16 protein-coding genes are annotated in these 14,555 nt (G+C 67.1%); 10 read left to right on the top strand and 6 right to left on the bottom strand.

From position 1 onward, the window contains the following. Positions 1 to 93: 93 nt before the first annotated feature. The 3 genes from ON33_RS18035 to ON33_RS18025 are packed head-to-tail and all read right to left on the bottom strand — an operon-like array spanning position 94 to position 2,788. Positions 94 to 513: a molybdenum cofactor biosynthesis protein MoaE gene (locus ON33_RS18035; protein WP_040860120.1), complete on the bottom strand. Its 420-nt coding sequence runs from the start codon at positions 511 to 513 to the stop codon at positions 94 to 96. Beyond that, positions 506 to 1,549 (bottom strand): bifunctional molybdenum cofactor biosynthesis protein MoaC/MoaB, encoded by a 1,044-nt coding sequence (moaCB, locus tag ON33_RS18030; RefSeq protein ID WP_040860536.1) that lies wholly within the window; start codon positions 1,547 to 1,549, stop codon positions 506 to 508. Before moaCB ends, ON33_RS18035 begins: the two co-directional genes overlap by 8 nt. 33 nt (positions 1,550 to 1,582) lie before the next feature. Further along, a complete protein-coding gene (locus ON33_RS18025; RefSeq protein ID WP_040860119.1) occupies positions 1,583 to 2,788 on the bottom strand; it encodes a molybdopterin molybdotransferase MoeA in 1,206 nt (401 codons plus the stop codon). 96 nt (positions 2,789 to 2,884) lie between these two features. On the opposite strand from ON33_RS18025, the gene moaA reads away from it, so the two are divergent. The 3 genes from moaA (at position 2,885) to ON33_RS18010 (ending at position 4,667) form a co-directional block, all read left to right on the top strand. Further along, a complete protein-coding gene (gene moaA, locus ON33_RS18020; RefSeq protein WP_040860118.1) occupies positions 2,885 to 3,943 on the top strand; it encodes a GTP 3',8-cyclase MoaA in 1,059 nt (352 codons plus the stop codon). After that, positions 3,936 to 4,178 carry a MoaD/ThiS family protein gene (locus tag ON33_RS18015; protein ID WP_040860117.1) on the top strand — a complete coding sequence of 81 codons (243 nt, stop codon included), beginning with the start codon at positions 3,936 to 3,938 and terminating at the stop codon, positions 4,176 to 4,178. Before moaA ends, ON33_RS18015 begins: the two co-directional genes overlap by 8 nt. Before the next feature lie 90 nt (positions 4,179 to 4,268). Continuing rightward, positions 4,269 to 4,667, top strand: coding sequence for a DUF1003 domain-containing protein (locus ON33_RS18010; RefSeq protein ID WP_040860116.1), 399 nt, complete (start codon positions 4,269 to 4,271; stop codon positions 4,665 to 4,667). Positions 4,668 to 4,701: 34 nt separating this feature from the next. On the opposite strand, the gene nadE is transcribed toward ON33_RS18010, so the two are convergent. Next, positions 4,702 to 5,538 carry an NAD(+) synthase gene (gene nadE / locus ON33_RS18005; protein ID WP_040860115.1) on the bottom strand — a complete coding sequence of 279 codons (837 nt, stop codon included), beginning with the start codon at positions 5,536 to 5,538 and terminating at the stop codon, positions 4,702 to 4,704. A 29-nt stretch (positions 5,539 to 5,567) separates the two neighbouring features. Beyond that, positions 5,568 to 6,146: a TetR/AcrR family transcriptional regulator gene (locus tag ON33_RS18000; protein ID WP_040860535.1), complete on the bottom strand. Its 579-nt coding sequence runs from the start codon at positions 6,144 to 6,146 to the stop codon at positions 5,568 to 5,570. Positions 6,147 to 6,355: 209 nt separating this feature from the next. On the opposite strand from ON33_RS18000, the gene ON33_RS17995 reads away from it, so the two are divergent. The 7 genes from ON33_RS17995 (at position 6,356) to ON33_RS17965 (ending at position 14,034) form a co-directional block, all read left to right on the top strand. Beyond that, complete coding sequence (locus tag ON33_RS17995; protein ID WP_040860534.1) at positions 6,356 to 6,922, top strand: NAD(P)H-dependent oxidoreductase; 567 nt, start codon at positions 6,356 to 6,358, stop codon at positions 6,920 to 6,922. Between the two features lie 96 nt (positions 6,923 to 7,018). After that, positions 7,019 to 7,909 (top strand): G1 family glutamic endopeptidase, encoded by an 891-nt coding sequence (locus tag ON33_RS38315; protein ID WP_083869059.1) that lies wholly within the window; start codon positions 7,019 to 7,021, stop codon positions 7,907 to 7,909. A 470-nt stretch (positions 7,910 to 8,379) separates the two neighbouring features. After that, the gene (locus ON33_RS17985; RefSeq protein ID WP_040860114.1) at positions 8,380 to 8,619 is read left to right on the top strand and encodes a redoxin NrdH; all 240 of its coding nucleotides are present in this window, start codon (positions 8,380 to 8,382) and stop codon (positions 8,617 to 8,619) included. Between the two features lie 63 nt (positions 8,620 to 8,682). Then, positions 8,683 to 9,153, top strand: coding sequence for a class Ib ribonucleoside-diphosphate reductase assembly flavoprotein NrdI (gene nrdI / locus ON33_RS17980; RefSeq protein ID WP_051152421.1), 471 nt, complete (start codon positions 8,683 to 8,685; stop codon positions 9,151 to 9,153). 59 nt (positions 9,154 to 9,212) lie between these two features. Continuing rightward, a complete protein-coding gene (gene nrdE / locus ON33_RS17975) occupies positions 9,213 to 11,294 on the top strand; it encodes a class 1b ribonucleoside-diphosphate reductase subunit alpha (protein WP_245550610.1) in 2,082 nt (693 codons plus the stop codon). 75 nt (positions 11,295 to 11,369) lie between these two features. Further along, the gene (locus ON33_RS17970) at positions 11,370 to 12,356 is read left to right on the top strand and encodes a DUF2332 domain-containing protein (RefSeq protein ID WP_040860113.1); all 987 of its coding nucleotides are present in this window, start codon (positions 11,370 to 11,372) and stop codon (positions 12,354 to 12,356) included. A 670-nt stretch (positions 12,357 to 13,026) separates the two neighbouring features. Next, a complete protein-coding gene (locus tag ON33_RS17965; RefSeq protein ID WP_051152419.1) occupies positions 13,027 to 14,034 on the top strand; it encodes an alpha/beta hydrolase in 1,008 nt (335 codons plus the stop codon). Between the two features lie 36 nt (positions 14,035 to 14,070). On the opposite strand, the gene ON33_RS17960 is transcribed toward ON33_RS17965, so the two are convergent. Beyond that, positions 14,071 to 14,313 carry a hypothetical protein gene (locus ON33_RS17960; protein ID WP_040860112.1) on the bottom strand — a complete coding sequence of 81 codons (243 nt, stop codon included), beginning with the start codon at positions 14,311 to 14,313 and terminating at the stop codon, positions 14,071 to 14,073. Positions 14,314 to 14,555: the final 242 nt, after the last annotated feature.

The following is a 14,555-nucleotide window of genomic DNA, read 5'->3' as shown; positions in this document are numbered from 1 at the left end:
AAGACAAAACGCCGTGCCAACGACCATGACGTTTGAGCGAATCGGACAAAAACCCGTCGAGCGAGCCCATCGTGACCCCGTGCGAGAGCTGATTCAGCCGCAGGCGTTGACCCACTCGGAGAGGCCGTCGGTGAACATCTGGCGCTTCCAGATGGGGACCTCGTGCTTGATACGGTCGACCAGTTCGGCGCAGGTGGTGAAGGCTTCGGCGCGGTGGGGCGCGGCGACGGCCACCACGATGGCGAGGTCCCCGATGGTCAGCGGGCCGACGCGGTGCACCGCCGCCACCGGCAGCCCGGAGGACGCGGCGACCTCGGCGCACACCTTGCGCAGGAACTGCTCGGCCTGCGGATGCGCCGAGTACTCCAGGGCCGAAACCGATTGCCCGCCATCGTGATCGCGCACCTTGCCGGTGAACACCACGATGCCGCCGTGCTCCGGCCCGCTCACCGCCCGCTCCACCTCGGCCGGATCCAGCGGCCGATCGCTGATCCGGGCCAGCAGTTCACTCATGGCTGCCTCCTCCGGCCACCTGGGCCAGCAGATGTTCGAGAAGCGGTGTCAGCACGGCCATGCCGTCCTTCACCCCGCCCGGCGAACCGGGCAGATTGACGATCACGGTGCGCCCGGCCAGGCCCGCCGCGCCGCGGCTGAGCGCGGCGAGCGGGAACTTGGCGGTGCCGGCCTGGCGGATGGCGTCGGCGACGCCCGGCAGCTCCCGATCGATCAGGGCGAGCGTGGCTTCCGGGGTGGCGTCGGTGGGGGAGGCGCCGGTGCCGCCGGTGCTGATGACCAGATCCGGCTCGGTGGACAGGGCGTCCTCGAGGCCGTACGTGATATCCGAGTCCGCGAAGACCAGTGGTCCGCGCACCGAGAAACCCTGTGCGGCAAGCCATTCGACCAGGACCGGGCCGGTGGTATCGGTGCGGGTGCCGGCGGCGACGCCGGTCGACGCGACCACGACGGTGGCCGTCCGGCCCTGGCCCGCCGGCGGAACCGGAGCCTCGATGGCGGCGGACTTGTCGTGCTTGCCGTGCTTGTGGTGCTTGTGGTGCTGCTCGCCGTGGTGCCCCTCGGCCTCCGGCCGCACCCAATGTCCGTGCTTGCCACCCTCTTTGGTGATCAGGCGCACCCCGTTCAGGGTGGCGGCCGGATCCACCGCCTTCACCATGTCGTGCAGCGTGAGACCCGCGACCGCGACCGCGGTCAGCGCCTCCATCTCGACACCCGTGGGGCCCTTGGTCTTCGCGCTCGCCTCGATGGTGATGGTGGTCTCGGTGAAGCCGAAGCTCACGTTCACCGACGACAGCGCCAGCTGATGGCACAGCGGAATCAGCTCGGAGGTCTTCTTGGCGCCGTTGATGCCGGCGATGCGCGCGGTGCTGAGCACATCGGCCTTGGGCATGTCGTCGGCGCGAACCAGCCGGATGACCTCGGCGGTGGTGTGCAGTTCGCCGGCCGCGACCGCGATGCGCGCGGTATCGGCCTTCGCGCTCACGTCCACCATGCGGGCGCGACCCTCACGGTCGACATGCGACAACTCACTCATGGGCACCACCTTGGCACAGGAATTCCAGCGGGTTCACAGCGGCCGGACCTCGACGATCGTGCCCGCGGGCAGTTCGGTCGCGGCGGCCGGAACATCGACCAGCACATCGGCGTGCGCCATAGCCGCGATCAGATGCGAGCCCTGACCCGACACCAGCGCCACCCCGCCCTCGGTGAGCTTGCCGCGCAGGAACTGCCGCTTCCCGGCGGGGGAGCGGACCGGTTCCAGCAGCGGCAGTTCGGCGATCGGCAGCGCGGGCAGCCCGGCCAGCTCGCGCAGGATGGGCCGGGCGAAGATCTCGAAGGACACCATGGTGCTCACCGGGTTGCCCGGGAAGCTCAGCACCGGCACCCCGTCCACCATGCTCAGTCCCTGCGGGCCGCCGGGTTGCATTGCGACCGAGCCGAATTCGCCGCCCAGCGGGGTCAGCACCTCCTTGACGACCTCGAAGTCGCCCATGGAGACGCCGCCGGAGGTGAAGACCACATCGGCCGCCGCGACCGCCTCGTTCAGGCGGGCCCGGAACTCGTCGTGATCGTCGGTCGCGTGTGCCACCGACACCACCTCGACGCCGTTGTCGGCCAGCGCGGCGGCCAGCGCGATGCCATTGGAGTTGAAGATCTGCCCGGGCAGCAGCGTCGCTCCGGCGGGCCGCAATTCGTCTCCGGTGGTGAGCACGGCCGCGCGGACCGGGCGGAACACCGTCAGCTCGGGCAGCCCGACGCCGGCCAGCGCGGCGATGTGCCGGGGCCGCAGCAGCGTCCCCGCCGCGACCAGCAACTGTCCGGCGCGCACGTCGGTGCCGGGCTCGCGCACGAAATCGCCGGTGGCACGGCTGGTTCGGACCGTCACAGTGACGCCGTCGGACTCGGTGTGCTCCACCGGCACCACGCAGTCCGCGCCGGGCGGCACCGGCGCGCCGGTCATCACCTTCACCGCCGTGCCCGGTTCCAGGGTCACCTGCTCGGTATTGCCCGCCGCCACCACGCCGGCCAGCGGCAGCGTAGCGGGGACGATGGCCACCGACTCGGCCGTGACCGCGTAGCCGTCCATGGCCGAATTCCGGAACACCGGCAGATCCAGGGGGGCATGCACGTCGACGGCGAGCCGGCGGCCCAGCGCCCGCGCCATCGGCACCGGCTCCGCGGAGCGTCCGGCCAGCGGGCGGAGCACATCCTCGAGGCGTCGGCGGTGGTCGTCGACGGGTCGGGCCGGGGCTAGCGCGTGCCGGGAACTCATGCCGGTGAGCCTATACGCGGGTGGATCCTCCAGGCCGTGACCGGCTGCGCCTCGTAGGAATCTACGAAGACTTGCGGCCCCGGCAATAATGGTCCAATGACCGTGGTCGCGATGGGGATGCCCGCTGTGCGAACCGGGCGGCCCGCGCAGGACGGACGCCCGGACACGCCGTTGCTACTGGACCGATTCGGACGGGTCGCGCGGGACCTACGGGTATCCATCACCGAGAAGTGCTCGCTGCGCTGCACGTACTGCATGCCCGAGGAGGGCCTGCCGGCCATCCCCGCCGATGAATTGCTCTCCCCCGACGAGATCGTGCGGCTGGTGACGCTCGCGGTGCGTGAACTGGGCGTGCACGAGGTGCGATTCACCGGCGGCGAACCGCTCATGCGCCGCGATCTGGAACGCATCATCGCCGGTTGCCGTGCGGCGCTGCCGGATACGCCGCTGGCCATGACCACCAATGGCGTCGGGCTCGAGCATCGGGCGCGCGGACTGGCCGAGGCCGGGCTGCGGCGCATCAATGTCTCGCTCGACACCGTGGACCGGGACGGCTTCCACCGGCTCACCCGCCGTGACCGCCTCGATTCGGTGCTGGCCGGGATTCGCGCCGCCATCGCGGCGGGGCTCACCCCGCTCAAGGTGAACGCCGTGCTCATGCGCGAAACCCTCGACGGCGCGGCCGATCTGCTGCAGTGGTGCCTGGACGCGGGCGCGGAACTCCGGTTCATCGAGGAGATGCCGCTCGACGCCGACCACGAGTGGGCGCGCGCGAACATGATCACCGCCGCCGAACTGCTGGAGGTCCTGGGCACGCGCTTCGGCCTCACCGAGACCGGCCGGGAGGATCCTTCCGCGCCCGCCGAGCGCTGGCTGGTGGACGGCGGCCCGGCCACCGTCGGCATCATCGCCTCGGTGACCCGCAAGTTCTGCGGCGACTGCGACCGCACCCGCCTGACCGCCGACGGCCGGATCCGGTCCTGCCTGTTCAGTGATCAGGAGTACGACATTCGCGCCGCGCTGCGGTCCGGCGCGAGCGACGCCGACATCGCCGGACTGTGGCGCGGCGCCATGTGGAACAAATCGGCGGGGCACGGCATCGACACCGCCGGCTTCGTCCCGCCCGAACGAACAATGGGAGCCATCGGTGGTTGAGGTCCGCTATTTCGCCGCGATCGCCGATGCGGTCGGCAAGGACAAGGAGACCCTGGACCTGCCGTCCGGCGCCACCGTCGCCGACCTGCGCACCACCCTCTCGGCGGTCTACGGCCCGAAGCTGGACCCGATGCTGAAGGTCTGCGCCTATCTCATCGGCGACGAACTGACCCGTGACGTGAGCACCCCGCTGTCGCCGCGCGTCGACGTCCTGCCGCCCTTCGCGGGCGGCTAGTCTTCGCGCGGTGCTGCTCCGCCGCGAATTTCACTGCCGGGCGCTAACATTCGCCGGTCCCCGCACACCTTCGCCAGGAGACCGATCCGAATGACGCACCTTCCCAAGCCTCGCCACCCCGCCGTCCTGAAGGTGCAGGAAGAGCGCGCCGCCAGTTTCCAGCTGCGGATCGCCGACTGGATCACCAAGTTCGCGGGCTCGATGAATTTCGTCTACATCCACGCGCTCGGCTTCGCGGTCTGGATGATCTTCGCCGAGAAGAGCCCCTGGCCCACCCTGACCCTGGTGGTCTCGCTGGAAGCGATCTTCCTGTCCACCTTCGTCATGATCGGCCAGAACCGCCAGGCCGATTTTCAGCAGGCCAAGGCGGATCACGACTTTCGTGAGCAGGAACTCGAACTCAAGACCAACACCGAACTCACCCGTGCCATCCACTTGATGACGGCCGAACTCCACCGCCGCCTCATCGAAGACTCCGATCGGGGATGAACCGGCCGCTATCCGATGCACGAGGTGTGGCGGGCTACTTCCACCAGGTGTCGAGCGGGGACACCGGGACGGTCCGCTTGTGGCGGGTGTTCAGGAAGATGGTCTCTACGCGCTCGGAGACCTCGGGTCCGACCGGCTTGCCCTCGAGGTAATCGTCGATCTGGGAGTACGCGAGCCCCAAGGCTTCCTCGTCGGGCAGGGACGGGCGGTCGTCCTCGAGATCGGCGGTCGGGACCTTCTGCCAGACGCTCGGCGGCGCGCCGAGTTCCTGGAGCAGAGCCGCGCCCTGGCGCTTGGTGAGACCGGTCAGCGGGGTGATGTCGACGCCGCCGTCGCCGTACTTGGTGAAGAATCCGGTCACCGCCTCGGCGGCGTGGTCGGTGCCGACGACCAGCAGGTTGAGCTGGCCGGCGATGGCGTACTGCAGCAGCATGCGCTCGCGGGCTTTGATATTGCCGCGCACGAAGTCTCGCAGGCGGGGTTCTTCGTGCAGCTCGAGGATGCCGGTGGCGGCCTCGCCGGCGGCGGCGTCCGCGCTGGGCTTCACATTCACGACGACCGACCGGTCGGGCTGGATGAACCGCAGTGCGATCTGCGCGTCCTCCTCGTCGAACTGGACGCCGTAGGGCAGGCGCACGGCCACGAAGGTGGCGTCGTGGCCCTCCGCGCGCAGTTCCTCGGCGGCGAGCTGGCACAGACGGCCGGTGAGGGTGGAGTCCTGGCCGCCGCTGATGCCGAGCACGAAACCGGTCGCGGGCGTGGAGCGCAGATAATCCTTGAGGAAGTCGATGCGCCGCCGCACTTCGGTTTTCGGTTCGATGGCCGGCAGGACGCCCAATTCGGCGATGATCTGTTCGCGCAGGTTCCCCATGGCCACACTGTACTGAACGGGCGGCGACCCTACCGCGCGGCCGGAGCGGTGACCTGCCGGACCAGGTGCTCCCAGTGGTCGCCCACCTGTTCCGGTGTGTAGCCCAGCTCGCGGATCTGGTGCAGCACCAGCCCGGCGTCGAGGGTGGCGAGCAGGGTATCGGCGGTCAGGGGGATCTCGCCGGGCGCGCCCGCCTGCCGGAGCAGCAGGGCGACATGGGTTTTCGCGATGTTGTAGGGCGGGCCGGAGTACTGCCCGCCGAGGTCGGCGTTCTTGCGCACGTCGCCCTCCACCTCGACCAGGGCCAGGCGGGCGCGCCCGAAGGCGACGAGCCGGTCCACGGGCGGCGCGCCGGGGCCCAGGGGCGGGGGCCCGAACATGTAGGCCCACTGGAGTTTCTGATCGGACTGGTCCAGCAGCGCCAGCATCAGTCCGGCCCGATTGCCGAAGCGCCGGAACACGGTGCCCTTGCCGACGCCGGCCAGCTTGGCGACCGCGTCCATGGTGACCGCGTCCGCGCCGCATTCACGAACCAGCTGTTCGGCGGCGTCGAGCAGCAGCTGCCGGTTGCGGGCGGCGTCGCTGCGCTCGCGGCTGCTGCCGGGCATGAGCAGCGGCGCCGAGTGCGCCGGCGGCCGCTGCGTGCCGACGGGTTCGATCGGCAGCCCGATGCTCGGCAGGGCTGGAACGACCTCATTCGGTGAGGTGTCGCGTGTCACAGGCTCTCTGCTCCTACCCGGGAATGTAAGCGGACTGTGGTCCGGTTAAAGTGTATCGAAGTTCCGCTGCTGAATCAGTAACCCTTGGAGTGATCATCATGTCGCAGACCCGCATTCTCGTTCTGGTCGGCAGCCTCCGTGCCGCGTCCATCAACCGCCGCCTCGCCGAGGCCGCCGCGAAGACCGCGCCGGAGGGCGTGGAGCTCGCGATCTACGAGGGCCTCGGTGAAATTCCTTTCTACAACGAGGACATCGACGGCGAGGGCAAGGTCCCGGCCACCGCGCAGACGCTGCGTGACGCCGTCGCCGCCTCCGACGCCGTGCTGCTGGTGACCCCCGAATACAACGGCACCCTGCCGGCCGTGCTGAAGAACGCCATCGACTGGGCATCCCGCCCGTACGGCGCCGGCGCGCTCAAGGACCGTCCGGCCGCCGTCATCTCCGCGTCCATCAGCCCGAACGCCGCCAAGTGGTCGCACGACGACACCGTCAAGGCGCTGGGTGTGGCCGGTGCGAAGGTCGTCGAGGACGCGTCGCTGAACTTCGGTGTCATCGGCCAGCGCTTCGGTGAGAACCACCCGGCCGACGATGCGGAGGCGCTGACCCAGCTCGCCGCCACCGTGCATCTGCTGGTGGAGGCCGCCGACGCCCGGGCAAACGCCTGACACGTACGGCGATAACCCGCTGAATTCAGCACAAGGCCACGGCTTTCGAGCCGTGGCCTGTCGCTTTTCCCGGACAAATCGGGCTACCGTCAGACCATGAAGCTACCAGCGGGCAACACTGTGTTAGGCCGTTGTTTCATGGCGGTCACCCTGGCCGTCTCCGCCGCCTCGGTGGTGGTCAACGCGGCCGACGCGGCGGCCGAGTCCTATGTCCGCCTCTACCTGGGTAACTGGGCCGGATATGTGGTGCGGGGGAATTTCCGGGAGGTCAGCGCCACCTGGGTACAGCCGCAGGTGGACTGCCGCAATCCGGGCATCCTGCAGCGTGTGGTGCCCTGGGTGGGACTGAACGGCGCCACCGGCCTCGACGGCCAGGTCGCCCTCCCGCTCATGCAGACCGGCGTCGAATCCCTGTGTGCCAGCGACGCGGCCGTGTACGCGGCGCTGCCGGGGCTGCAGATCGAATCGGCCGCGGCGAGCCTGGCGTACGCCGATCCGCACCTGGCCGGGACGGTCATGAACGCCGGCGGCAAACTCTCGGACATGCTGGGCGCGGCCGCGGACGGCCTGTGCTCGCTCGGCCTCCTCGGCGGTTTCTGCACCCCGGACAAGCAGGTCGACGGTTGGTGGGAGAGCTATCCCGAGGCGCCGGTCAGCTATGACGATGTGGTGGTGCGGCCGGGCGACACCATGCATTCGGTGGTCAGCTGGGACGGCGCGCGGTATGTCATGACGCTGGAGAATCGCACCTCGGGTTGGACCAGGACCACGGTCGCCGCGTCCACGGCGCCCGCCCGTACCGCGGAGATCATCGTCGAGGGGCATCTGGGCGCCGCGCTGCCCGGGTTCGATCCGATCACCTTCTCCGACATCACCATCGACGGTCAGCCGCTGGGGGCCTACGACGCCGAGGTCTACGGGATCGGGGCCACCAATCGATTGCTGGCGCCCGGTCCGGTCGACGGCGCGTCCTTCACGATCCGCTGAATCGCCTGCGTTTGCCGCGACACGCCGAGCCGAGCGGGGGCTCTGGAGTCGGGGCACGGCGCGGCCAGGTTTGCAAACCGGGTGGTCGCTCGAGTCTCCTGTGACTCGTGAGATGCGTGTTGATCAGCGGTGATGGTGTGTTTGCTGGAAATGAGCTGATTGCCGAAATTGTGATGTCCGTCGCAGTCGTGTCGAGTTGCGAATCGAGTGTCCTGGTACTTACGGCACCGGAATTTCACCTTTGTGAGTCGCAACATGTCGTGTTGTATGAATCTGTCGGCCACTAGGTGTAGTGTCTTGGGAGCTGGAAGGCCGCTAGGCGAGGACCTCGAACGACGCCGGGTGACCAGGAGCTTCGGTTCCGCTTCCAGGGGTTTGCGCACTTACTACGTGGATCTTGTTTGAGCCGTGTGACTGCAGACGGACGACGGCACTGCAGACGGACCGAAGGCAAGGAGAAGGGGATACCAATGACCATCACCGTTTACACCAAGCCCGCTTGTGTCCAGTGCAACGCCACCTACCGCGCCCTCGACAAGGCCGGTGTCGACTACAGCGTCATCGACATCTCCGAGAACCCCGAAGCCCGCGACTACGTCATGGCCCTGGGCTACCTGCAGGCCCCCGTCGTCGTCGCCGGTGACGATCACTGGTCCGGCTTCCGTCCGGACCGCATCAAGGCTCTGGCCGACATCGTCGCCGTCGCCTGACGTCGCGCCGCCGGTCAGGGCCGGCGGCCTCCTGCAGGTTCGTCCGAATCGAAAGGAGGGGAGATGACCGAGATGTCCAGCGCGACACCGAATCTGGTCTACTTCTCGAGCGCTTCGGAGAACACGCACCGCTTCGTCGAACGGCTGGGCCTGCCCGCCGTTCGCATACCGCTTCACACTGCCGACTCGCTTCGCGTCGACCGTCCCTTCGTGCTGATCGTCCCCACCTACGGGGGAGGTCGGCACGTTTTGGGTGGGCAGCGATCCGACAAGGAATTCGTCCCCCGTCAGGTGGCCAAGTTCCTCAACGACCCGCACAACCGCGCCCTGCTGCGCGGCGTGATCGCGAGCGGCAACACGAACTTCGGCGATACGTACTGCTATGCGGGAGAAGTGATCTCACGCAAGGCAGGGGTTCCGTACCTGTATCGCTTCGAACTCATGGGAACTGCCGAGGACGTCGAGCGCGTCCGAGAGGGATTGGGATTGTTTTGGCAACGACAACAGCACCGGTCGGAAAGACTGCCCGCGTAGAGCGGCCCGTCAGCGGCGACTCCGCGACCGAGGGTCTGGACTATCACGCCCTCAACGCGATGCTGAACCTGTATGGCCCCAACGGCGAGATCCAGTTCGACAAGGACCGGGAGGCCGCGCACCAGTACTTCCTGCAGCACGTCAACCAGAACACGGTCTTCTTCCACAATCTGGAGGAGAAGCTCGACTACCTGGTGCGCGAGAACTACTACGAGACCGAGGTGCTCGACCAGTATTCCCGCGAGTTCGTCAAGCAGCTGTTCAAGCAGGCGTACGCCAAGAAGTTCCGGTTCCCGACCTTCCTCGGCGCGTTCAAGTACTACACCTCGTACACGCTGAAGACGTTCGACGGCAAGCGCTATCTGGAGCGTTTCGAGGACCGCGTGTGCATGGTGGCCCTGACCCTGGCCGCCGGTGACGAGACCCTGGCGAGCGAGCTGGTCGAGGAGATCATGGACGGCCGCTTCCAGCCGGCCACCCCCACGTTCCTGAACTCGGGCAAGCAGCAGCGCGGCGAGCCGGTGTCCTGCTTCCTGCTCCGCATCGAAGACAACATGGAGTCGATCGGCCGCTCGATCAACTCGGCGCTGCAGCTGTCGAAGCGCGGCGGCGGTGTCGCGTTGCTGCTGAGCAATATTCGTGAGGCCGGCGCGCCGATCAAGAAGATCGAGAACCAGTCCTCCGGTGTCATCCCGATCATGAAGCTGCTGGAGGACTCGTTCTCCTACGCGAACCAGCTGGGTGCGCGGCAGGGCGCGGGCGCGGTGTACCTGCACGCGCACCACCCCGACATCTACCGCTTCCTGGACACCAAGCGGGAGAACGCGGACGAGAAGATCCGCATCAAGACGCTGTCGCTGGGTGTGGTGATCCCGGACATCACCTTCGAGCTGGCGAAGAAGAACGAGGACATGTACCTGTTCTCGCCGTACGACGTGGAGCGCATCTACGGCGTGCCGTTCGCGGACATCAACGTGACCGAGAAGTACTACGAGATGGTCGACGACAAGCGGATCCGCAAGTCCAAGATCAAGGCTCGCGAGTTCTTCCAGACCATCGCCGAGTTGCAGTTCGAGTCGGGCTACCCGTACATCATGTACGAGGACACCGTGAACCGGGCCAACCCGATCGCGGGCAAGATCACCCACTCCAACCTGTGCTCGGAGATCCTGCAGGTCTCCACCGCGTCGGAGTTCAACGACGATCTGTCCTACGCCAAGGTGGGCAAGGACATCTCGTGCAACCTGGGTTCGCTGAACATCGCCAAGACCATGGACTCGCCGGACCTCGGCAAGTCGGTCGAGGTCGCGATTCGCGCGCTGACCGCGGTGTCGGACCAGACGCACATCTATTCGGTGCCGTCGATCGAGCAGGGCAACAACGAGTCCCACGCCATCGGCCTGGGCCAGATGAACCTGCACGGCTACCTGGCGCGGGAGCGGGTCCACTACGGCTCCGAAGAGGGTGTGGACTTCACCAACATCTACTTCTACACGATCGCCTACCACGCGATCCGGGCCTCGAATCTGATTGCGATCGAGCGGGGTTCGGCGTTCGGTGGATTCGCCGACTCGAAGTACGCCTCCGGTGAGTTCTTCGAGAAGTACACCGAGCAGGCGTGGGAGCCCAAGACCGACCGTGTCGCCCAGATCTTCGCCGACGCCGGTGTGCACATCCCCACCCAGGAAGACTGGCGTGCGTTGAAGGCCTCGGTCATGGAGCACGGCATCTACAACCAGAACCTGCAGGCGGTGCCGCCGACCGGCTCGATCTCGTACATCAACCACTCCACCAGCTCGATTCACCCGGTGGCGTCGAAGATCGAGATCCGCAAGGAAGGCAAGATCGGCCGCGTCTACTACCCGGCCCCCTACCTGACCAACGACAACCTCGAGTACTTCGAGGACGCGTACGACATCGGCTACGAGAAGATCATCGACACGTACGCCGCGGCGACGCAGCACGTCGACCAGGGTCTGTCGTTGACCCTGTTCTTCAAGGACAGCGCCACGACTCGCGACGTCAACCGGGCCCAGATCTACGCCTGGCGGAAGGGCATCAAGACGCTGTACTACATCCGGATTCGCCAGATGGCTCTCGAGGGCACCGAAGTCGAGGGCTGCGTGAGCTGCATGCTCTGACAGGTGCTATCGATAAGGGCGTCCCGGCTGTCGCCGCGGACGCCCTTTTCGTGGCAGCCGATGTGGGGGAGCAGTATGGAAACCGCCGATCGTTACCGGGCATTCGCCGAGAAGGAAGTGCGGGGCTACTCGCCCTGCTACGAGCACTGGTGCCTCGGAATCGCGAGGGACGCGGAGCTTCTCGCACTGATAGACGCCCTGCCGGTATACAAGCGTCAGCCCAATCTGGTCCTCGGTGCGGCCAGATTCCTGGGCGTGACCGTAGGGTCGTTCGAGGAGTTCAAGGACTTCCTGATCAGCAACTGGCCTGAGGTCAGGGATGTCGCCATGACCCGGAGAACCCAGACCAACGAGGTGGGCCGGACCGCGACCCTGCTACCGCTGCTCGCGAGGCATGGCTCGGATCCGGTGGCGCTCATAGAGTTCGGTGCTTCCGCCGGGCTGTGCCTGTACCCCGATCGGTACAGCTACACCTACGATGACGGCCCCATTCTCGATCCGCTGGATGGGCGATCCACCGTTGTCCTTCCGTGCGCGACGACCGGAAACCCGCCGCTGCCCACCGAATTGCCGAATGTCGTGCACCGCGCGGGGATCGATCTGAACCCGCTGGATGTGCGAGATCCCGACGATGTGCGCTGGCTGGAATCACTCGTCTGGCCGGAACAGCGAAATCGCCTGGACCGCTTGCGAAATGCCGCTGCCATCGCCCGGGAGAATCCGCCGCGGCTGGTGCGGGGTGATCTCAGCAATGCTCTGGCGGACCTGGTCCATGAGGCTCCCGCCGATATACCTGTCATTGTCTTCGGGAGCGCTGTGCTGCTCTATCTTGCGCGCGAGGATCGAGCGGCTTTTCCGGACATGGTGCGTGAGCTTCCGTGTGAGTGGATTACCAATGAGCCTCCGGGAGTAGTGGATTTCGGCGCTGATGATCTCCCTGCCGGACCGGCCGACGTGCATCTCGTACTCGGGTGGAATGGGGCGCCGATGGCATACACCCGCCCGCACGGACAGAGCCTCGACTGGTTCGGGAAGCCTGTTCTCGAGCGGGCAATCCAATAATCCGGTCAGCACACTGGCGATTCCAACCGCCCTCGCCGGGAAATCCTCTCGGCGAGCAAGATTCGACTGAGAACAGTCCCCGGCCACGATGCTGGATTCTCGAACGAGATAGGGGATGGGTGTGGCGTGATGAACAACGCCCACTCCGTCGAACGGTGTCCAGGAGGCTACGCAACAGCCTCTTGTGAGACCCCACAACGCCGATCGACGGCCGGCGCTGACGCCCGGATCCGGCGGGCCCGGCTCGAGAGCGCGATGAGCGCGACGCCGGATGCGGGATAAACCCTGCTGTGGTCCATCCCACGCCCGCGCCGCACATCTTGTGAACTCTCCAGAAGGTGGCTCGCGCCCTGCCGATCGGCCCCAGGGGCTGGTTACGCTCGCCGTGGTTCGGGTATCGAATGAATTGCGCGGTCGATGCCGGAATCGGAAAACGCACCGGGACACGTGTTTTGGAGGTGAGTAAGAGGTCCTCTCCTGCCCCCGCACGCGAGGACCGCTTGTTCGAGACGAGACCGGTGCAGTCGCAACTGCACTCCCATCGGATGAAGACCCATCGAGCGGCCAACCTCGCACCCGCTCGGTGGGTTCTTCGGATATCACGCCCGGCGTGAGGAGTTAGAGTGTCGCACAACAGGATTCACGACAATCCCGAGACGGGAGCCGGGTCGTGAAGCGCCGGGTTGCCGCCGGGGCCGCGGCGCTGGCGATGATCACGTTCCCGTATTTCGGCGTGACCGCCCAGGCCGGGGTGCCGCTCCGTGCCGCGGCGCCGACCAATGTGACCCGGGTGAATCAGCTCGGCCCGCACTGGGAGCGGGTCGACGTGCCCTCCGCTGCCATGGGCCGCACCGTGTCCCTCGATGTGCTGCACGGTGCCGGCGACGGACCCCGCCCCACCCTCTACCTGCTCGACGGCGTGGACGCCGAGGGCGTCTCCGACTGGCTGACCAAGGGGCACGCCGCGGATTTCTTCGCGGACAAGCCCGTCGACGTGGTCTTCCCGGCCGGCGCCACCGGCAGCATGTACTCCGACTGGCAGCATGCGGATGCCGCCCTCGGCTGGAATCGCTGGGAGACCTTCCTGACCTCCGAGCTACCCGGCGCCATCGAGCCATATCTGCATTCCGACGGCCGCCGGGCCATCGCGGGCGTCTCGATGGGCGCGCAGGGCGCGATGATGCTCGCCCACCGTCACCCCGGCTTCTACCGTGCCGTCGCCGGATTGAGCGGCTGCTACTCGACCATCGATGGTCCCGGTAGCGCCATCACCGCGCTCACCGTCGCCTCGCGCGGCGGCAATGTCGTGAACCTGTGGGGTCCGCCCGGCACCGCCGACTGGCTGACCCACGACAGCACCGTGGGCGCGGAAGCGCTGCGCGGCACCGTGATCTATCTGGCCGCCTCCTCGGGTGTGCCCGGCGCTCCCGATATGAACGAGGTGCTCCAATCGCCCAATCCGATGGCGGCCCTGCTGGCCGGTGGTGGCGGTGTGGTGCTGGAGGCCGGGGCCCGCGTGTGCACCGAGCACTTCGCGAAACGGTTGAGCGACCTGGGAATTCCCGCCACCCTGCGCTACGAGCCGACCGGGATTCACGCCTGGGAGGATTTCGCCGCCGAGCTCGGCCCGGCCTGGGACACCCTCGCCACCGCCTTCGCCCAGGACTCCGGGCGGTAGCCAGGACATACGAATTCAGTTAGGGCGCAGCCTATTTCAGTGCCGGAATCCGTAGCGGGGCAATCTTCGCAGCCCCGGCCGGATCCGGTTGTCCACCGTCACGGCCAGTCCGGCGTGCACGGCCGCGACGGTGAAGTCCGAGGCCTCTTTCCAGGTCGCCGCGTATTCCATGGTGAGCTCGGCCCCCTCCTCGGGCCCGCCCAGGTAGACGGTGACGCGGTGGGTGAGCGCCTCGCCGACGCTGTCGAACAGGACCTTGCCTTCGGTGATGCCGGCCATGTGTGCTGCTCCTCGATTGGTGGCGGGGGAGACACGCGCGCCGACCCCTGCGTCGGCCGCGCGTCTCTGTAACCGAAAGTAACTGGATTTGCCTGTACAGGAACGTGTTTCGGTTCGCGCTTGGAAATGTCACAAGCGCCGCGCGAGCGTGGTTGTTACCCGTTGGAACGGAAACATTCGCGTGCCAGATCGGGCGCGCGTTCACAACCGGTCACCGTGCCCATTGTGACTATTCGGAAGGT

Origin of the sequence: Nocardia niigatensis NBRC 100131 (genome assembly GCF_000308655.1) — a bacterium.
GTDB classification, from domain to species: domain Bacteria; phylum Actinomycetota; class Actinomycetes; order Mycobacteriales; family Mycobacteriaceae; genus Nocardia; species Nocardia niigatensis.
This window is presented reverse-complemented; position numbering and strand designations above follow the sequence as displayed.